Source organism: Thiocapsa sp. UBA6158 (assembly GCF_002423035.1).
In the GTDB taxonomy this organism is placed as follows: domain Bacteria; phylum Pseudomonadota; class Gammaproteobacteria; order Chromatiales; family Chromatiaceae; genus Thiocapsa.
Map to the genome: position 1 here is coordinate 1 of NZ_DIUM01000093.1, position 18,843 is coordinate 18,843.

Annotated in this window: 22 protein-coding genes; 12 read left to right on the top strand and 10 right to left on the bottom strand. The window is 64.2% G+C overall.

Features of this window, described 5'->3' with window-relative positions; translation table 11 throughout:
- The coding region (locus B4N44_RS12760; protein ID WP_296701392.1) for a SulP family inorganic anion transporter at positions 1 to 550 on the bottom strand (550 nt) is incomplete at its 3' end.
- A 504-nt stretch (positions 551 to 1,054) separates the two neighbouring features.
- On the opposite strand from B4N44_RS12760, the gene B4N44_RS12765 reads away from it, so the two are divergent.
- The 6 genes from B4N44_RS12765 (at position 1,055) to tsaD (ending at position 5,995) form a co-directional block, all read left to right on the top strand.
- Positions 1,055 to 1,195 (top strand): hypothetical protein, encoded by a 141-nt coding sequence (locus B4N44_RS12765; protein ID WP_296701394.1) that lies wholly within the window; start codon positions 1,055 to 1,057, stop codon positions 1,193 to 1,195.
- Between the two features lie 82 nt (positions 1,196 to 1,277).
- Positions 1,278 to 2,039, top strand: coding sequence for a hypothetical protein (locus B4N44_RS12770; protein ID WP_296701396.1), 762 nt, complete (start codon positions 1,278 to 1,280; stop codon positions 2,037 to 2,039).
- The gene (locus B4N44_RS12775) at positions 2,036 to 2,584 is read left to right on the top strand and encodes an FKBP-type peptidyl-prolyl cis-trans isomerase (protein WP_296701398.1); all 549 of its coding nucleotides are present in this window, start codon (positions 2,036 to 2,038) and stop codon (positions 2,582 to 2,584) included. The genes B4N44_RS12770 and B4N44_RS12775 overlap by 4 nt, the downstream gene beginning before the upstream one ends.
- A gap of 34 nt (positions 2,585 to 2,618) precedes the next feature.
- Entirely contained in the window at positions 2,619 to 3,563 is a 945-nt protein-coding gene (gene ispH / locus B4N44_RS12780; RefSeq protein ID WP_296701400.1) for a 4-hydroxy-3-methylbut-2-enyl diphosphate reductase, read from the top strand.
- Positions 3,560 to 4,645, top strand: a complete 1,086-nt coding sequence (thiO, locus tag B4N44_RS12785) for a glycine oxidase ThiO (protein ID WP_296701403.1) — start codon at positions 3,560 to 3,562, stop codon at positions 4,643 to 4,645. The genes ispH and thiO overlap by 4 nt, the downstream gene beginning before the upstream one ends.
- Positions 4,646 to 4,900: 255 nt before the next feature.
- Complete coding sequence (tsaD, locus tag B4N44_RS12790; RefSeq protein WP_296701405.1) at positions 4,901 to 5,995, top strand: tRNA (adenosine(37)-N6)-threonylcarbamoyltransferase complex transferase subunit TsaD; 1,095 nt, start codon at positions 4,901 to 4,903, stop codon at positions 5,993 to 5,995.
- Here tsaD and B4N44_RS12795 read toward each other — a convergent pair.
- Both B4N44_RS12795 and B4N44_RS12800 read right to left on the bottom strand, forming a co-directional pair.
- Positions 5,987 to 7,297 carry an alpha/beta hydrolase gene (locus B4N44_RS12795; RefSeq protein ID WP_296701406.1) on the bottom strand — a complete coding sequence of 437 codons (1,311 nt, stop codon included), beginning with the start codon at positions 7,295 to 7,297 and terminating at the stop codon, positions 5,987 to 5,989. The two genes, tsaD and B4N44_RS12795, sit on opposite strands and share 9 nt — an antisense overlap.
- Positions 7,298 to 7,333: 36 nt before the next feature.
- Positions 7,334 to 7,552: a hypothetical protein gene (locus B4N44_RS12800; RefSeq protein WP_296701408.1), complete on the bottom strand. Its 219-nt coding sequence runs from the start codon at positions 7,550 to 7,552 to the stop codon at positions 7,334 to 7,336.
- Between B4N44_RS12800 and aqpZ the strand changes: the two genes are divergently transcribed.
- Both aqpZ and B4N44_RS12810 read left to right on the top strand, forming a co-directional pair.
- Positions 7,542 to 8,279 carry an aquaporin Z gene (gene aqpZ, locus B4N44_RS12805; RefSeq protein WP_296701410.1) on the top strand — a complete coding sequence of 246 codons (738 nt, stop codon included), beginning with the start codon at positions 7,542 to 7,544 and terminating at the stop codon, positions 8,277 to 8,279. The two genes, B4N44_RS12800 and aqpZ, sit on opposite strands and share 11 nt — an antisense overlap.
- A gap of 248 nt (positions 8,280 to 8,527) precedes the next feature.
- Positions 8,528 to 8,884: a hypothetical protein gene (locus B4N44_RS12810; RefSeq protein WP_296701412.1), complete on the top strand. Its 357-nt coding sequence runs from the start codon at positions 8,528 to 8,530 to the stop codon at positions 8,882 to 8,884.
- 285 nt (positions 8,885 to 9,169) lie between these two features.
- On the opposite strand, the gene serS is transcribed toward B4N44_RS12810, so the two are convergent.
- The 6 genes from serS to B4N44_RS12840 all read right to left on the bottom strand — a co-directional run bounded on the left by serS (position 9,170) and on the right by B4N44_RS12840 (position 12,566).
- Positions 9,170 to 10,444, bottom strand: a complete 1,275-nt coding sequence (gene serS / locus B4N44_RS12815) for a serine--tRNA ligase (RefSeq protein WP_296701414.1) — start codon at positions 10,442 to 10,444, stop codon at positions 9,170 to 9,172.
- Positions 10,438 to 10,758, bottom strand: a complete 321-nt coding sequence (locus tag B4N44_RS12820; protein ID WP_296701416.1) for a DUF190 domain-containing protein — start codon at positions 10,756 to 10,758, stop codon at positions 10,438 to 10,440. Before B4N44_RS12820 ends, serS begins: the two co-directional genes overlap by 7 nt.
- A complete protein-coding gene (gene crcB / locus B4N44_RS12825) occupies positions 10,755 to 11,129 on the bottom strand; it encodes a fluoride efflux transporter CrcB (protein ID WP_296701418.1) in 375 nt (124 codons plus the stop codon). Before crcB ends, B4N44_RS12820 begins: the two co-directional genes overlap by 4 nt.
- A 7-nt stretch (positions 11,130 to 11,136) precedes the next feature.
- On the bottom strand, positions 11,137 to 11,715 hold the full coding sequence (locus tag B4N44_RS12830) for a class I SAM-dependent methyltransferase (protein ID WP_296701420.1): 579 nt from the start codon (positions 11,713 to 11,715) through the stop codon (positions 11,137 to 11,139).
- A 98-nt stretch (positions 11,716 to 11,813) separates the two neighbouring features.
- The gene (locus B4N44_RS12835; protein ID WP_296701422.1) at positions 11,814 to 12,377 is read right to left on the bottom strand and encodes a hypothetical protein; all 564 of its coding nucleotides are present in this window, start codon (positions 12,375 to 12,377) and stop codon (positions 11,814 to 11,816) included.
- A gap of 24 nt (positions 12,378 to 12,401) precedes the next feature.
- Positions 12,402 to 12,566: a hypothetical protein gene (locus tag B4N44_RS12840; protein WP_296701424.1), complete on the bottom strand. Its 165-nt coding sequence runs from the start codon at positions 12,564 to 12,566 to the stop codon at positions 12,402 to 12,404.
- Positions 12,567 to 13,715: 1,149 nt separating this feature from the next.
- On the opposite strand from B4N44_RS12840, the gene modA reads away from it, so the two are divergent.
- The 4 genes from modA (at position 13,716) to msrA (ending at position 17,703) form a co-directional block, all read left to right on the top strand.
- Entirely contained in the window at positions 13,716 to 14,468 is a 753-nt protein-coding gene (modA, locus tag B4N44_RS12845; protein WP_296701426.1) for a molybdate ABC transporter substrate-binding protein, read from the top strand.
- Positions 14,469 to 14,480: 12 nt separating this feature from the next.
- The gene (gene modB / locus B4N44_RS12850) at positions 14,481 to 15,158 is read left to right on the top strand and encodes a molybdate ABC transporter permease subunit (RefSeq protein ID WP_296701428.1); all 678 of its coding nucleotides are present in this window, start codon (positions 14,481 to 14,483) and stop codon (positions 15,156 to 15,158) included.
- A gap of 7 nt (positions 15,159 to 15,165) precedes the next feature.
- A complete protein-coding gene (modC, locus tag B4N44_RS12855; RefSeq protein ID WP_296701430.1) occupies positions 15,166 to 16,251 on the top strand; it encodes a molybdenum ABC transporter ATP-binding protein in 1,086 nt (361 codons plus the stop codon).
- A 453-nt stretch (positions 16,252 to 16,704) separates the two neighbouring features.
- Positions 16,705 to 17,703: a peptide-methionine (S)-S-oxide reductase MsrA gene (msrA, locus tag B4N44_RS12860; protein WP_296701433.1), complete on the top strand. Its 999-nt coding sequence runs from the start codon at positions 16,705 to 16,707 to the stop codon at positions 17,701 to 17,703.
- A 151-nt stretch (positions 17,704 to 17,854) separates the two neighbouring features.
- Here msrA and B4N44_RS12865 read toward each other — a convergent pair whose 3' ends face one another.
- On the bottom strand, positions 17,855 to 18,469 hold the full coding sequence (locus B4N44_RS12865; RefSeq protein ID WP_296701435.1) for a cation transporter: 615 nt from the start codon (positions 18,467 to 18,469) through the stop codon (positions 17,855 to 17,857).
- Positions 18,470 to 18,843 lie beyond the last annotated feature (374 nt).

Genomic DNA, 18,843 nt, shown 5'->3' on the forward strand with positions numbered 1-18,843 from the left:
CGCCGACGGTGCGGATGTCCAGATCCAGTGCGATCGACACGCCCGTCAAGACCACGATGGTCACCAGCGGGGACGGAATGAGCTTGGTGAGATAGGGGAAAAGATAGATGATGGCGAGACCCGCGGCCACCATCGCATATACCTCCCAGCTCATCCCGATCAGCTCGGGCAGCTGGGCCANNACGAAGCCGGTGATGACCGAGCGCGATACGAAGCGCATCAGATTGCCGAGACGCAGTGCGCCGGCGAGGATCTGCAGAATGCCGGTCAAGATGGTCGCGGCCAGCAGATACTGCAGGCCGTGCTCCTTCACCAAGACCACCATCAGCAACGCCATCGCCCCGGTGGCCGCCGAGATCATGCCCGGACGGCCGCCGACGAAGGCGGTCACGGTGGCGATCGCAAAGGAGGCGTAGAGCCCCACCTTGGGGTCGACCCCCGCGATGATCGAAAAGGCGATGGCTTCCGGGATCAGGGCCAATGCGACCACAAGACCGGCAAGGAGATCATTCCGAACATTGGAGAGCCAGTCCTGGCGTAAGGATTTCATGGGTTCAATTCCGTTTCTGATGCCTGCCGGGGTGGCCGACGAGGATGAAAAGCACGCGACTGAACGGCTGCTCGCCAGGCGCGAGCCGCACGCAGGATCGGGGCATGGAATCCACCGGCAGCACGGCTCGGGTTGACGCGAGCGGCGAGCGCACGAGTCGTCGGAGACGTCGACTCGCTGAAGGGATGTGGGTCTACACCGGGAAAGCTCTCGTTGGCCGTGAAGACGGTCGTCGTCGAATGCAGCGCATGAGGCGACCCATTGCGGTCACCCTAAGAGGTCGGATGCTATCCGAACGAGGCTGCTCGATCAACGACCTCGGGGGCAGTTCCGGACATCGATCCGCCGACTCGAGCGGGAGAGGCGTTCGGCACATCCCCTCGACACGCCTTGATCATGCCTCCGATCTGGGTGAGGATACTCGGGATTGAGAACGTCGATCATTGGCAAACCCCGCCCCGCACCCGCGAGGCCGACCCGCCGAGACAAGGCAACAGGAGCCGAATGAGAGGATGTAAGCTCTGTCGATACAGCAAGGTCTGCAATGATCTCCCGGGTGTTTGCATCCTGCTCATTTATGCCACCATCTTTGTGGTGGTAACCGCACTCGGCTATCTCTTCGTGACGCAGGAGTTGCTGCGATGACGAGAGCGGGCAGAACAGAGCATCGCCGAGGGCCGATCGCGGCCGGCGGCTGGACGCTGGTGGCTGGAGGCATTCCGGAACGATGAAACATCCTGTCGTGCTTGTCGGTGTCGGCGAGATGGGCGGCGTTTTCGCGCGCGGCCTTCTCAAGCTCGGCCATCCCGTCTTCCCCGTGCTGCGCGGGGCGTCTTTGGTCGCGGCGGCCATTCAGCTGCCCGAGCCGCAGCTCGTGTTGATCGCAGTCGGAGAGACCGACCTGGCTGCGACCCTCGCTGCCGTTCCGCCTCAATGGCGTGGGCGCCTCGGCCTGCTCCAGAACGAGCTGCTGCCGAGCGACTGGGCCGACTGCCTCGACCCGACAGTGATCTCGGTCTGGTTCGAGAAGAAGCCGGGGCGCGACCACAAGGTCATCATTCCCTCCCCGGTCTACGGACCACAGGCGGATCTGCTCGCCGATGCGCTGGCGAGCCTGGCGATCCCCACACACCGTCTGAGCAGCGCCGAGGAACTGGTTTTCGAGCTGGTGCTCAAGAACCTCTTCATCCTGACGACCAATATCGCCGGGCTGCGCACGGGCGGAACGGTCGAGACCCTGTGGTCGCGGCATCGCGCCTTTGCCGAGCAGGTCGGTCATGAGGTGATCGATCTTCAGGAGGCCATGACCGGGGATCGATTCGATCGCGATGCGCTCTTCGCCGCGCTCGGCCTCGCCTTCGCCGGCGATCCCGAGCACGCCTGCATGGGTCGCAGTGCACCGGCACGCCTCGCCCGAGCCATCCGCAACGGCGAGGCGAATGGTCTGAACCTGCCGGTCCTGCACGCAATCGCCGCCGAGCAGGCATGAGCCACGCCGTGACCGTCGCCCCCGGCCCGCCCGAGACCCCAGCTGCCGAGAAGACCGCGAACGAGACCGAGACGGGCACACTCCTCGCCCCCGGCAGCGCCGTCGAGCTGCATCTGGAGGTCCGCTTCCAGGACGGCTTCGTCGCACTCTCGACCTTCGACGCCGAGCCGATCGCCTGCACCATCGGCGACGGCACCCTGACCGCCGAGCTCGAATCCACGCTCCTCGGTCTCGCCCCGGGCAGCGAGACCTATGTCGTCGCGCATGGCTCGGAACTCTTCTCGCCCTATGACGGGTCCAATATCCACTGGATGGAGCGCGGCGATTTCCCGCCCGACATCGTGCCCATACGCGGCCTGGTCGTCGCCTTCGAGACACCCGGCGGGCATGAGACCAGCGGGGTCGTCCTGGAGCTGGAGGCCGATCGCGTGCAGGTCGACTTCAACCACCCGTTCGCCGGACGCTCCTTGACGATCCGCGTCCGTATCTTGTCCGTGGCAGGGCCTGAACCCGAGCCTCGGTTCAAGCATGGCCCCGAGGCGTGAATTTTCCCGACCGATCCCCTATTCTTTAATCACTATGAACATCCTCCTCGCCAATCCCCGTGGGTTCTGCGCCGGTGTCAACCGCGCGATCGAGATCGTCGAGCGCGTGCTCGAGCTCTACGGCGCGCCCGTCTATGTCCGGCATGAGGTGGTGCACAACCGCTTCGTGGTCGACGGCCTGAGACGGCGCGGTGCCGTTTTCGTCGAGGAGGTCGACGATGTCCCGGACGGAGCCACGCTGATCTTCAGCGCCCACGGCGTCGCTCAAGAGGTGCGCCGCGCGGCGCAAAGGCGACAGCTGCGCGTCTTCGACGCGACCTGCCCCCTGGTGACCAAGGTCCATCTCGAGGTCGCACGGCACTGCAAGAACGGGGTCGAAGTGGTCCTGATCGGGCACGCCGGCCACCCCGAGGTCGAGGGCACCATGGGTCAGTGTTTGAGCGACGGCGGGTCGATGCATCTCGTGGAGTCGGTCGCGGACGTCGCCGGGCTCGAGATCAAGGATCCATCGCGGATCGCCTATGTCACCCAGACCACACTCTCGGTGGACGATACAAGCGGGATCATCGACGCACTGCGTGAGCGCTTCCCCGAGATCCAAGGGCCGAAGAAGAGCGACATCTGCTACGCGACCCAGAACCGACAGGACGCCGTGCGTGATCTCGCCGCGCGCTGCGATCTGCTGCTGGTGGTCGGCTCGGCCAACAGCTCCAACTCCAACCGGCTGCGCGAGCTGGCCGAGACGCAGGGCTGCACCGCCTATCTGATCGACGGCCCGGAGGACATCCGCCGAGAGTGGCTGAGCGCCTCGCCACGGGTCGGACTCACCGCCGGGGCCTCCGCCCCCGAGGTGCTGGTCGAGCAGGTCATCGCACAGCTCGAGGCATGGGGCGCCGCCGGGATCGAGGAGCAGGACGGCATCCGCGAGCAGGTCGTCTTCCCCTTGCCGCGCGAGCTCGGCGAGAGGGCGGCAACATGAGTGATGTCCTCGTCGTCGGCGGCGGCATCATCGGTCTTCTGACCGCCCGCGAGCTGGTCGAGTCCGGTGCCGAGGTCACCTTGATCGAGATGGGCGAGACCGGCCGCGAGTCGTCATGGGCCGGGGGCGGCATCATCTCGCCGATCTACCCCTGGCGTTATGCGGACGCGGTGACGGCACTCGCGACCTGGAGCCAGCACGCCTATCCGGAGCTGGTCGAGGCGCTGATCCAGGAGGCCGGAATGGATCCCGAGCTGACCCTGAGCGGCATGCTGGTGCTGGATATGGAAGAGCATTCGGTTGCTGTCTCTTGGGCCGAGCGCCATGGCCACACCATCGAGGCGGTCGAAGGCGCGTACCTGCACGAGATCGAGCCCCAGCTCGGATCCGGTCTCACGCGCGGACTCCTGCTGCCCCGCATCGCACAGGTGCGCACGCCGCGCCTGACCAAGGCGGTTCGCCGCTCGATCGAAGAGCGCATCCAGCTGCGCGAAAACGAGGAGGTCCTGGAGCTTCTGGTCGACGGCGGTCAGGTAACCGGGGTGCGGACCCCGGACGGGACCATCCAGGCGCGCCGGGTCGTCATCTGCACCGGCGCTTGGACCGCCAAGCTGCTCGAGCAGCTCGGTGAAACGCCCGACATTGCGCCGGTGCGCGGTCAGATGATCCTGTTCTACGGCAAGCCCGGTCAGATCAACCACATTACCCTGCACCGCGAGCGCTATCTCATTCCGCGGCGCGACGGACGCATGTTGTTCGGAAGCACCCTCGAGCACACCGGATTCGTCAAGACGACGACCGCCGAGGCTAAAGAGGCCCTCTACCGTGCCGCCTTCGAGATGTTCCCCGTCCTCAAACGCACGCCCATCGAAGACCACTGGGCGGGCCTTCGACCCAGCTCGCCGAGCGGCATCCCCTTTATCGGTGCCTATCCGGGTGTGGATGGACTCTTTATCAATGCAGGCCATTTCCGCAACGGCCTAGTCACCGGCCCTGCTTCTGCAAGGCTCGCGACCGATCTGGTCCTGGGGCGCACCCCGATCCTGAATCCGGCCCCGTACGCGGTCGATGCAGCACGTTGATCGGAATGAATGCGATCGTGCCGACGACAAACCACAGCGCCTTGCTCACAAGACCGGGCGGTAGGGCGGACGAGCGGAAGCGAAGTCCACCGAATCCTGCAGCGGCGCCGGTGGACCGCGCTATGCTTGTCCATACTTACCGGTCTGCAGCGGGGTCGCCAGGTCTAGGATGAAGGCCGAACCATCGCCTCCACCGCGGGGGAGTTTTGCCTCGCTCCGGCCCGGCACACCCGTGCCCATACAACGGTGAGCAGCTTGCCCAACAGAATCGTGAGACGTGTCCTCGGGATTGAGACGTCCTGCGACGAGACCGGTGTGGCCGTCTACGACGGCGAGCGCGGTCTGGTCGCGCAAGCCGTCTATAGTCAAATCGAGATCCATGCCGAGTACGGCGGTGTCGTCCCGGAGCTGGCCTCGCGCGATCACGTGCGCAAAACACTGCCGCTGATTCGGCAGGTGCTTGAAGAATCCGGGCTCGAGTGCGCCTCGATCGACGGCGTGGCCTACACCGCCGGTCCCGGTCTGGTCGGTGCACTCCTGGTCGGCGCCGCCTTGGGACGCAGCCTCGCCTGGGCCTGGGGTGTGCCTGCGGTCGGCGTGCATCACATGGAGGGGCATCTGCTCGCCCCCCTACTCGAAGACCCGGCGCCTGCCTTCCCCTTCGTAGCACTCCTGGTCTCGGGCGGACACACTCAACTGGTCGACGTCACCGGTGTGGGCCGCTACCGCATCTTGGGCGAGTCGCTCGACGACGCTGCAGGCGAGGCCTTCGACAAGACCGCGAAGATCCTCGATCTCCCCTATCCCGGCGGCCCGGAGCTCGCCAAGCTCGCCGAGCGAGGCAACCCCGAGCGTTTCCGCTTCCCGCGCCCCATGACCGACCGACCGGGCCTCGACTTCAGCTTCAGCGGACTGAAGACCTTCGCACTCAATACCGTTCGCGAGACCGTTCCCGAGGCGATCGATCCGGACCAGACCCGCGCCGACATCGCCCGCGCCTTCGAGGAGGCGGTGGTCGACACCCTGGTGATCAAATGTCGTCGCGCCTTGCAGGAGACTGGCCATCGACGCCTGATCCTCGCCGGCGGCGTCAGCGCCAACCGCCGACTGCGCGAGCGCATGAACGCCGCCATCACCTCCGCGGGCGGCGAGACCTTCTACCCTAGACCCTCCCTCTGCACCGACAACGGCGCCATGATCGCCTACGCCGGCTGGCAGCGCCTGCGCGCCGGCCATCTCGAACCGCTCGCCTTCAAGCCCAGGGCGCGTTGGCCGATGCAAGAGCTGACGGCCGCAGAGTGTCACCGACTGCGCTTGGTTTTTTCGGAAAGCAGCAACCCTTCACCGTGAATCCTTGCCGGCCCGGAACTCCCAAGTCGCCGGTCCCGTGCGCAGAAGATCACGACCGGGAGCATCAGGCTTTTTCCCGAACCGAATCAACTGCACGAGATCCGAGCTGACCTTTGGGTTGGTCGTAAAGTAGGAGTGACCGAAGAGATCGGTACGCTCACCCGTGAACGTGATCAGATCGATCCGGCCGAGATTGCCGAAATAGGTCTGCATCGCGGGAGAGATGTCCTCCGGGCGCAGCTGGCCGACACGGTTGCGACTGCGAAAGAGGATCCGCGACACCAGCAGCGCACGATCGTCCGGCGAGGCATAGATGCTCAGCCGACCATTCAGGAGGCGCGGCAATGAATCGTCCGGCCAAGCGTGGGTCAGGTCGGGATCCGAAACGAAACCTGTGATCTTCTGCCCGGCGATGTCCACGTCGATGTCGGGCGAGAGAAGGACAAGGTTGTCGATTCGATAGGCCTCGGCGGGATCCACTCCCGAGGCAATCGCTTCGATCATCAACTCCCTCAAGGTATTGAGCAGCACAGCCGTCCCGCGGCTGTGCGCGAGCAATTGAATACGCTCGACCCCGGGCGTCGCCGCGATCATGCGCAGGGTCTTTTTGAGATGGTCGACCGCATACTCGGCCGATTCGGTGGTCGTGGTATAGGAGATCAGGAAGTTCCCGGTCGAAGACGCCGGCCAGGTGAAGAAACTGCAGACCTGCTCCCGACCGAAGAAGTGGCACAGCTCCGCCGCCGTGAAGGCCGAAGTGGCAAAGGTCTCGTTGAAGCCATGGACATAGAGCATGACCTCCTTCTTCGGCGAGATCGCCAAGCGACGCTGGATCTCGCCCTGAAAGACCGCCTTGGTCTCCGCAAACTCCCGCATCTCCACCGGGTCCCGACCGCGCGTGCCTTGCCGCGTCGTCATGACCTTGTAGGGCTCACGCGGGAAGGCGCCCAGCTCCTCGACCGCCCCGAGCTCGAGGGCGACCTCGCGGGTTCGCTCGGCAAGCCGACTCTGAGCCTTCAAGGTCTCCCAATCGATCGCGGGCACCATGCGCACCTCGGCCGAGCCGAACACCATCCCTTTACGGCGCGTCTGTCCATAAGGGAGGCGGCTTTCGGGATCGTCCTCCGCTGCCCGATTGGTGATGAAGAGCAGATCGACTTCGGGTCGCTGTTGCGCGGTTGCGATTTGCTCGAAGAGCGCCTGCCCGTTCGGCGCCTGATAGACCAGGGGCGTCGGCATCAGCTGCCGGGGCTTGGTCGCACAACCGGACAAAACCGCAACCGTCAGTATGAGGGCCGACATCCACGCGAAGGTCCGATTCATTCGGCTTATACCTAGTCAAAAAAGGTTAATTTCGGCCACCACCGACGCGGCATCAAAGCGATGTCGGACAGCGGAAATCCCATTAAAAAAGAACGTATTTAACGCAGGGCATCGAACCACCGGCAGAGCGGACATCAAGACAAAGAAACAGATCATGTGTAAGCTGGAACAGGCACTATGATACGCCGCCTTTTCATGTTTAATCTTACCGGAGAACATTTCGATGCCACTCATGACACGCGCGCTCGCCGAGCTGATCGGGACCTTCTGGCTGGTACTTGGCGGCTGCGGCGCCGCCGTCTTTGCGGCAGGCGTTCCCGATGTCGGAATCGGCTATCTGGGCGTCTCTTTCGCATTTGGGTTGACCGTATTGACGATGGCCTATGCCATCGGTCATATCTCCGGCTGCCATTTGAACCCCGCCGTCTCGCTGGGACTCGCCGTGGGCGGTCGCTTCCCCTTCGCCGATGTTCCGGTCTATGTCATCGCCCAGGTCCTCGGCGCCATCGCCGCCGCCTTCCTGATCTGGTTCATCGCTTCGGACATGGGCGTGCATAAAGAAGGGCAGGCTACCTTTACCCTCGCGGCCAATAGCCTGGCCGTGAACGGCTACGACAGCCTCTCCCCGCAGGGCTACGGCATGATCGTAGGGCTGGTGACCGAGATCGTCATGACCGCCATGTTCCTCTTCATCATCCTGGGCGCAACCGACAAGCGCGGCATCGGCACCCACGCGGGTCTCGCCATCGGCCTGGCGCTCACGCTGATCCATCTGATCTCGATCCCGATCACCAACACCTCGGTCAACCCGGCGCGCAGCACCGGACCCGCGTTGGCGCTGCTCACCGGCGGGCAAGGTCAGGCGACGAGCCAGCTCTGGCTGTTCTGGGTTGGTCCGCTGATCGGCGCGGCGATTGCCGGCGTGGTGTATCGCCTGTTCGAACAAAAGCCTACGGCTTGACGCGCGCGGGGGCTCGATGCCGCTGTTTCCGTTGCCAAGGCCCCGAAGAACAGAGTCGACAGACAGAGCCGGTCGATCGGCATCGATCGACCGGCTCGCGGCAATTCCCCCTGAACCCTATCCAAACGCAGCCATTGCCGATCGGAGCATCGGCCGGACAAGACCGCAACCTGAACGGCATCGACACTCCTTTGCGGTCCCGACGCCCGCCTGTAGGATGAGTCGTCATCCATAGACCGAGACACAGCATGCTGCAGGAACCGCTTCCGATCCCATTGACCGACCTGCGCCGGCGCGTCAATGTCGCCCGCACTCTAATCCGTACCGTTATGACGGAACTCGTCGGACCGGTCGAGCTGGGATTTGATTTCTATCGCGAGTGGAACGGCTGCTGGCGCGTGCGCGTGGAGATCAAGGACCCGATCAACCGACGACTGGAGTTCACCCTGATGGACACCCCGTGCGGAGGCATGCTTGCCCTGCCCCGCCCTCTGCCCGAGCGCTGGCGACTGGAGACCGGGATCCCTGCGACCGACGGGACGCGTTGGACCCTCGATACGGAAGGGCATCTCATGCCCTTCTTACCGCCGAGCGACCATCGGTAGCGGGCGGACAAGCCCGGCCCATTCCACCAGCGGCGACGCATGGCTCGGTGGATTTCACTCGCGCTCACGGACCCTACCGGCAGGTCTTATGAGCGAGCGTCTGGCGACATATGCACGGCGCGGCCGACACATGCGGACAAGGCACCGCTCGGGCGATTTCCGGGAGAGGGATCCGCCAGGACCTGATCGGGGCGACTAAAGTCGCCTCTACAGCCCCACAGCCCTTTTAGGCCTTGTCCGGGCATGCGCGCTCGGGTTGCTTACTTACTGAAATCCGCTCGGCAGTTAGCCCAATACATCCTGCCCGCCCATATAGGGCCTGAGCACCTCCGGGATGACAATGCGCCCGTCCGCCTTCTGATAGTTCTCCAGAATAGCAACCAACGTGCGGCCGACGGCCAGACCGGAGCCGTTGAGCGTATGGAGCAGCTCGGGCTTGCCGGTCTCGGGATTGCGCCAGCGGGCTTGGAGTCGTCGGGCCTGAAAGTCGCCGAAGTTGCTGCAGGAGGAGATCTCGCGATAGGTCTCCTGACCCGGCAGCCAGACCTCCAGATCGTAGGTCTTGCGCGATGAGAAACCCAGATCACCGCAGCAGAGCGAGACCAGGCGATAAGCGAGCCCGAGACGCTGAAGGATGGACTCGGCATGCCGGGTGAGATCCTCCAGGGCTTGGAGCGATTCTTCGGGTCGCACGGCCTGGACCAGCTCGACCTTCTCGAACTGATGTTGGCGGATCATCCCGCGGGTGTCCTTGCCGTAGGAGCCGGCCTCGCTGCGGAAGCAGGGTGTGTGGGCGACCCATTTGCGCGGCAGCTCGCCGGCCTCGAGGATAAGGTTGCGCACCAGATTGGTGACCGGCACCTCGGCGGTCGGGATCAGATAGAGATCGCGCTCGCCCGGCACCTTGAAGAGGTCCTGCTCGAACTTAGGGAGCTGGCCGGTCCCGTAGAGGCTTTCCGCGTTCACCAGATAGGGGACATAGACCTCGGTATAGCCGTGCTCCCCGGTGTGGGTATCGAGCATGAACTGGATCAACGCCCGATGCAGACGCGCCAGCGGACCGGACAGCACCACGAAGCGCGAGCCCGTGAGCTTGGCGGCGAGATCGAAGTCCATCCAACCGTTGAAAGCACCGAGGTCGACGTGATCGCGCGGCTGGAAGCCGAAACTCGGCGGCTCGCCCCAACGACGCTCCTCGCGATTCTCGCGCTCGTCGCGCCCGTCCGGCACGCTCGTATCCGGCAGGTTGGGCAGCCCCAGTGCGATCTCATCGACCGCCGACTGGATCTCTTCGAGCCGCACCTCGGAGGCCTTTAGACGCTCGCCCAGGTCGGAGACCTCGGCCAGCAGGGGCGCGATGTCGGCGCCGGACGCCTTGGCCTTCCCGATCGCCTTCGAGCGGGTATTGCGCTCGTTCTGCAACGACTGGACCTCGACCTGTAAAGCCTTGCGCTCGGTCTCCAACGACTCGATGCGCGCGGTATCCAGGACCAGACCGCGACGTGACAGGTGCGCGGCAACCTCATCCAACTGGGTCCGCAGCAGGCGTGGATCTAACATTCCGATTCCTCGAATTCGACAGTAATCGGCCAGGATACGATATGACCCGGCCGAACGAAGCGCTCGATGCGCGTGATGGCGGACGCGGCCTTCTCGGGCCGATCGAAAAACTCCACCACCAAGGGCAGATCGAGCGAGAGATCGATCAGGGATGCACCGTGCCGTTTCCCGGACACCCCGTACCCTTCGATCCCGCGCATGACGGTGACACCGCGAACGCCGAGCTCGTCGTGCAGACAGGCGAGCATGGCCTTCAACGCATGATCGGATTCGGACAGATAGACCCGAACCATGAGTGCCTCGACCCGACTCATAGCGACCTCCCGAGGATGATCCCCGCCCAACAGAGCAGAACACAGAGCCAGACACTGACGACCATGTTGAGAAAGGCCGCCAGCATGGCCCCTTCTTCCAACAGGTTCAGCGTCTCGATCGAGAAGGTGGAGAAGGTGGTGAAGGCACCGAGAAAGCCGATCAGGATCGCCCCGCGCCACTCCGGCGCCCAGCTCAAGCGCTCGATCAAGAGAACGAACAAGAGACCCATCAGGAAGGAGCCGAGCAGATTGACCGCCAAGGTTCCCCAGGGAAAGCCCCGGCCGAGCCAGGCGTAAACGGCGCTCGACATCCCGTAGCGGGCCAACGAGCCGAGCGCGCCGCCGGCCGCGATCGCGATGAGCTGAAACATCCGATGCCTACTTCAGGAAGCCCATGGTGAAATCACCGGAGAGATAGCCTTCATCCAAACGCGGCTCCGCACCCAGCTCGTGAGCCAAGGCAAGAAGATCGCGCGGCTGCTGATAGTTGTAGCTGCCCGGACCGTCGGTTCCCTTCAACAGATTGAAGATGAATCCATTCCGGGACGCCACGAAGCAACGGCGGATAAACGCCCAGGTCTCCTCGCGGGTGAGATTGTTCATGGCGCCGCTGCAGAGATAATAGTCGGCGTTCGGGAGGCGATCCTCCAGCACGTTGCAGAGGCGGATCTCGCATCCGGTGCGACGACGCGCGACCTCCACCATCGGCTCCATCACGTCCAATCCGATGTAGCGTCCGGGCAGGCTGCTGCATCGCGCGAGATAGCGCTGGAGATCGCCGAATCCGCAGCCCGCGTCGACTACGGTCAACTCGGACAGATCCTCGGGCAGAAGCTTGCGCAGGACCTTGAAACGCAGCTCTTGGGACTGCGTCGACTGCCACTGCACGCCCTTGGCGGTCTCGCCGTGGGATGTCAATGAGTCCAAATAGAAACTGGTGTTGTCGAGTCTCGGCATGGGTTGAATCGATCAGCGTCAAACGGCCGCGGCCAGGGTTCGCGACGGGTCATCGTTGCCAATCTTACATCACTGGCCATGTCCACACCGACATCCGGCTAACGACGTACGAGAAACCACTGCCAGGTCCCTGCAATCGGCTCCGCCACGCGCTGCGGGCCGATCGCGGCGCCGAGTTCCGCGCTCGGCGACAGTACGACCAAGCTGCCGAACCCATCCGGCAGCGTCACGGGTATGCCCGGCTCGCCAGAGCCCCGGATGCGAACTCGGTCGTCGAGATGATAAGCCAAGGACACCAGCTCGCCGGCTGAGACACCGCTCGCGCTGACGGCAACCAAAGGGCGATCGAGTGCATTGACCCGCCGAGCGACTTCGGCGTTCGAAGCGCTGAAATGCTTCGTCCACCAGGTCTCGGCCCGCAGGATACGCCACTGAGAGAGCGCCCCGAAGACCATGATCAGCGCCAGCGCGGCAGCGGCAAGGACGCGCATCCTGTCGCTGCGGACAAGCGCCGAGCCGAGGACCCAGGCCACCATCAGCTGCAGCGCCAGAACGACCGGCAAGCCATAGCGCACATGCAGCGATCGGCTTCCGCCGAGCAGCAGATCGGGACCGAGCACCACGCCGAGATAGACCAAGGCGATCAGCACCGGCAGCCACATGCGCGAGCGAGGCGCGCGGAACAGCTAGAGACTCAAGCCGACAGCGATCGGACCGAGCAGAAACAGCGAGAGGGCCGGCGGGTCCGTATGCGGACTGACATCCAAGAAGGCACGCGTGATGTGACCGCTCCAATCCAGCAGATTGCGCTGCGCGCCGACGGCCCGCTCCATCCACTGCGTGTGATTCACCGCGTCCCCGAATCCCGAGACCAGCGCAAACGTCCAAGGCAGGCAGGAAGAGGACCCCGGCCGCGCCCACCGCCAGGAGCGATGCGCGCACCGCAAGGCCGCGGTTACCTGGCCGACATGCGAGTGGCCGCATTGCCCCGAGCCCGAGGTAGGCGGCATGGACCGGAACCATCAGGGCGAACAACAGATGGCTGTAGAGGCCAAGCGTCATCATGAGCCCGCAGAGCCACCAGTCGCGTGGCCGGTTTCGGTCCAAAGCACGCTGCAGGGCCGTCACCGAATCAAGCGGCAGCATGGCTGCCCATCGTCCCACCAGAGAGTAAAGCGGCGCATGCTCCGGATGCTCGACCAGCGCACGCAACGTCTCGACCCAGCCCTTCGAAGGGTCCGGTCGCTGAAAGACCAGGATCTCCTCGGGTGTGAGCAACCGGCCGCTGAAGAGCGTCTCCCAGAGATCCGCCGGGTGGCCGAAGACGCGGACCAGCATGAAGACCTCATCGTGCCACACGGGGAGATGGTCGAGGCCGATCAGCCGGAACCCGGTCACGAGCGTGAGAAGGATCACGACCGAGCATCCAAAACCGAGCCTGGCCGAGACTCGAGGACACGGACGATAAACGCGAGCGACGAAGAGCCGAGAACACGAGATCGCAAGACCGAATCCGGCAGTGGCGGGACGAGCCCGGCTCAGGGGTATGCAACACCCGAGCGTCTGGCTTGATGAAGGAATCGTGACAAGAGCCTGACCGACAGCGGCGTCGGAGGCTCAGAGCGCGGCAGGCCACCGGCTGCGCTTGACGAGCACCCGCACATCGGCAATTCGGCGCGAGGTTTGCCCGGCATCATATTCCGTTGCACGACCTCACGCCGGCGCCTCGCCGGTTTCAACGTCGAAGGGGATCCGCCGATGGCTTCGCGCCTGATCATGTACCACAAGCAATCAACCAAGTCCCGCACCCGATTCTTGAGGCTGCCTTATGGCGGCGTCTGCGGCTTCTCAGCCCTACCGGACGATTCCGGACGCGGTTTAGGAATTTGGAAGCAATCATGTCGACGATGTTTTGTTTTGCTGATCGTTATATCTCTGTTGATATAACGAGTAGGGTTTTTTTGATATCGCGCGATCGCATCCAACGAGGTTTTCATACGATGAACACTTTCAAACCGACGGTTCTGGCCCTGACGTTGCTTGCCGCCAATGCAGCCGTGCGCGCGGACGACGTCCAGGTGGCGGTTGCCGCCAACTTCACGGCCCCGATGAAGGAGATTGCCGCCGCCTTCAAAAAGGAAACCGGCCATGTCGTCAAGGCCGCCTATGGGGCAACCGGGAAGTTCTACGCCCAAATCAACAACGGGGCGCCCTTCGAGGTCCTGCTCTCGGCCGACGAGTCGACCCCGACCAAGCTGATCGACGAGGGCGCCGCGGTCGCCGGGACCAACTTCACCTATGCGCTCGGCACACTGGTGTTGTGGTCGTCCAAGCCCGACCTTGTCGACGACGCGGGCAAGGTGCTTGCGTCGGACGCGTTCAACAAGGTGGCCATCGCGAACCCCAAGACGGCCCCGTACGGTGCGGCGGCGATCGAGGTGCTGACCGGACTCGGATTGCTCGAGCAGGTGCGGCCGAAGTTCGTGACCGGGGAGAACATCGCCCAGACCTTCCAGTTTGTCGGCACCGGCAATGCAGATCTGGGCTTCGTCGCCCTGTCCCAGATCATGGCGAACGGCAAGATCAGGGGTGGATCGGCCTGGATCGTGCCCGGAGAGCGGCATCAGCCGATCCGTCAGGACGCGGTCGTGCTGGAGAAAGGCAAGGACAAGCCGGCGGTCGCCGCGCTGATGGAGTACCTCAAGGGCGATACGGCACAAGCCGTCATCCAGTCCTTCGGCTACGAGATCTGAACGGATCGCGCCATGTTCCTCTCCGAAACCGACCTGCAATCGATCTGGCTCACCCTGCGGCTCGCGGGTGTCGTCACCTTGATCCTCTTCGTTGTCGGCACGCCCATCGGATGGTGGCTGGCCCGCACCCGCTCGCGCTGGAAGGGGCCGATCGGTGCCGTGGTCGCCCTGCCCCTGGTGCTGCCGCCGTCGGTGCTGGGGTTTTATCTGCTGGTGACGATGGGGCCGAACGGACCGTTAGGCCAGTTGACGCAGGCGCTGGGTCTGGGATTACTGCCCTTCACCTTCTGGGGCCTGGTAGTCGCCTCGGTCTTCTATTCACTGCCCTTCATGGTGCAGCCGGTGCAGAACGCCTTCGAAGCCATCGGCGACCGACCACTGGAGGTGGCGGCCACCCTGCGCGCCTCGCCGCTGGATACCTTCTTCACCGTTGCCCTGCCGCTGGCGGCGCCGGGATTCATCACTGCCGGCATCCTGACCTTTGCGCATACCGTCGGCGAGTTCGGCGTGGTGCTGATGATCGGCGGCAACATCCCCGGCGAGACGCGCGTGGCCTCGGTGCAGATCTACGACCATGTCGAGGCGATGGAATACGGCGACGCCCACCGTCTGGCCGCGGTCATGCTGATCTTCTCCTTCCTGGTCCTGCTCGCGCTCTATCTGTGGCGCCCGAGCCAGAAGAACACCTGAGAACGCGATGGAATCGATCAACGCACGCTTCGACATCGATTGGCCGGGCTTCAGCCTGGCCGTGGACCTGGAGTTGCCCGGCCGGGGGGTCACCGGTCTCTTCGGGCACTCGGGCTCGGGCAAGACCACACTGCTGCGCTGCATCGCCGGTCTGGTCCGGGCACCCAAGGGCCGGCTCGTCTTCCGCGGCGAGGTCTGGCAGGACGAGAGCAACTGGGTACCGACACACCGCCGCTCGCTGGGCTATGTCTTCCAGGAGGCCAGCCTCTTCCCGCATCTGACGGTAATGGGGAATCTTCGTTACGGGCAAAAACGTGCACCGGCGCCGGTCGCGGCCGAGGATCGGGTGAGTCTCGACCAGGCCATCGCGCTCCTGGGGATCGAGCATCTCTTGACGCGCAAGCCGGAGCGTCTCTCCGGCGGCGAGCGCCAGCGGGTCGCCATCGCCCGCGCCCTGGCGGTCAGCCCACGCGTACTCCTGATGGACGAGCCGCTTGCCGCCCTGGACATCGCGCGCAAGCGGGAGATCCTGCCCTATCTGGAACGACTGCATGACCAGCTGGCCATCCCGGTGCTCTACGTCAGCCACGCCCCGGACGAGGTCGCGCGCCTGGCCGACCATCTGGTGGTGATGGACGGCGGGCGCGTGCTCGCGAGCGGTCCGCTCAAAGAGACCCTGGCACGGCTGGACCTGCCGACCGCCTTTTCCGAAGATGCCGGCGTCGTCATCGATGCCGTGGTCGCGTCCCACGACGACAACTATCACCTGTCGCGCCTGGACTTCCCCGGTGGCAACGTCGTCGTTGCCCAACGCCATGAGTCGATCGGTCACCCACTACGCCTACGCATCCATGCCCGCGACGTCAGTCTCGCCCTGGAGCGCGCCACCGGCACCAGCATCGCCAACCTGTTGCCCGCCACCGTCGCCGAGATCGCCGATGCCGACACGCCGGGCCATTGTCTGGTGCGCCTGGATGCCGGCGGCACGCCGCTGATCGCCCGCATCACGCGCCGCTCGCTGGATCAGCTCGGTGTGGCCCGCGGCAAGGCGATGTGGGCGCAGATCAAGGCTGTTGCCCTGCTGGGTGACTAAGCCGGAGGAATGTCGGCGCCGAGGCCAAGCTTCGGGTCCCGTCAGGGACCACGGCCGCGCCGGGGCGAGGATCCTGGTGACGTCGGCCCCGCACTTCGCGACACCTCGCGACGTCCAGGTGCGCCTCGCAAGCGAGGGTGCCGACGCGGCCTGAGTACCGCCTTGACAGAGACTTAGTACCTATCTAGCCTGCCGAATGCGGTCGCCTTGGCCGCCGTACGGCGCCACAAGGCCCATTGGATTTCCTTTCCGTCACCCGCCCACGCACCGGACCACGGCCGGTCTGCCCCGCGGACCGGCGCACCGTCGAGGCTGGTCCGAGGCGTGACCGGTGCAAGGGCGTCGGGTGATCCAGTCGCTCGGGAATCGACTGCGGGAATGCCCGCTCTTTCAACAGGGTCGAGGCATCTCCGGTCCAATCACCGAACCCGACAATCCATCGAGAATGAGAGAATGAAGTCAGTGAAACGAATCCTGTTGGCCGGCATCCTGATGACCCTACCTTTGACCGCGCTGGCGGGCACGGAGTCGATCGTGCTCGGCATGGGTTGCTTCTGGGGTGCCGAGAAGCGGATGTCCGAGATCCCAGGCGTCGTCGATGTCGAAGCGGGCTATGCCGGCGGCGATGCCGAGACAGTAGGCTACGAGGATGTGCTCGGGACGGAGCAGAGACGCCTGCGCGGCATGAGCGATCTGCGCAACCATGCCGAGGTCATCAAGGTGAGCTTCGACCCCGACCGGGTGAGCCTCGAGACCGTCCTGAAGCGATTCTGGGAGAATCACGACCCCACGCAGGGCGACCGTCAGGGCAACGACCTGGGCAGCAACTATCGCAGCGCCATCTATACGGTCAACGACGCCCAGGACGCGGTGGCAAAGAATACCCGCGCAAGCTATCAGCAGGCACTGACCGAGGCCGGCTACGGCACCATCACCACGGAGATCGCGCCGCTGCGCCACTACAATCGCGGCGAGGAATATCACCAGGACTATCTGAAGAAAAACCCGAACGGCTATTGCGGACTCGGCGGCACCGGCGTGGCCTTTCCCGGCGAAAATGCAAAGGCCATGCCAGCTCCGCTGGCCGCGGATCAACTCGATTTCAATCGTCAGTTGATCATGTTCGAGGCACAGGACTGCCCATTCTGCGAGCGTTTCCGCGCCGAGGTGCTGGACGGCTGGCAGGCCGAGGTCCCCATCGCGGCGACACTCAACCCCAACCCGCCCGAGGGCTGGACGCTGGAGAAGACCTTATTCGCCACGCCGACCATCGTGCTGTTCGAGAAGGGCAAGGAGGTCTCGCGCTACACCGGCTACCAAGGCGACGAAGACCGTTTCTGGACATGGCTCGGCTTTCAGATCCTGACGCCCGAGCAACAGCGCATCGCCTTCGAGCAGGGCACGGAACCGGCCTTCACGGCTTTGTCGCGGACACCGAGTAGATCATCCTAGGCGCATCGTTCAGAGGATAACCGGCCGGTAATGGACGAGCGAGCGCGAAGTCCACCGAACCCCGCGCCGACCCTGGTGGGCTGCGCTGCGCTTGTTCATTACACTACAAGGCAATGTCACGGCAGTGGCCGGCGTGATGATCACAGCCGCCCTAGACTGCGCCGCGCAGCTCGGCCATGGCTGACGAGAGGACTCGAATCGCAGAGCGCATCAGGAGCCAGACGAGACCGATTGCGACCAGGATATCGGCCCAGCCCGAACCGGTGAGCCAGACCACTCCAGCCGCGACAAACACCGACAGATTCGATGCGATGTCGTTGCGCGAGCACTCCCACACGGAGCTCATATTCACGTCCTCGTGACGATGTCGCCAAAGCAGGAAGAGACAGAGCGAGTTTGCGGCGAGACCGAGAAGACCGAACAACCCCATGACCTCGAAGAGGGGGACGCTCGGCACCACAAGTTTGTAGACAATCTGGCCCGCCACGACGCACGCGGCCAGGAAGATCAGAGCGCCCTTGAAGAGCGCGACCTTCGCTTTGACGGCCGCGCCCCTGGAAACGGCGTAGAGACTGAGACCATACGTCAACGCGTCGCCGAGATTATCGAGACTGTCGGCCAACAGTGCCGTGGAGTTGCCGTAAAGCGCGCCTGCGACGATCACGAAGAACATGACGGCATTGATGCCGAGCACGCTGAGCAACGTTCCGCGTTGCCGTTCACGCAGGGCATCGATGGAACAATTGTTGTCGCAACAACCACTCATTTCGAAAGCCTCTTGGCACAGCCGTCGGGAGATGCCGACGGATTCATCGGGCCGCCCTGATCGGCGGCCCTCCCGCGTTATCCGTGCAGGTTGATCGCCATCACGACCAGCAGGGCAGCGACGACCTGAAGCATGAACCTAGATCCGGCAGTTGACCGCTTCGTGCTTCATGCAAGGCGTTGACGGCCTTGAAGATCGCGGTCGTCCGAGAACTCACCCGCCGGGTGATGGCCGCTACGACCCCTGGAGTACGCCCCGCGCGGCGCCCGACTGCGTTGCAACTCGTTGTCGTAGAGCCACTACGACGCCTCGTCGCGCCTTGCCGGACACCGCGCGGGACGCACTCCAGGGGCCGTTCAACTGCCGGATCTAGG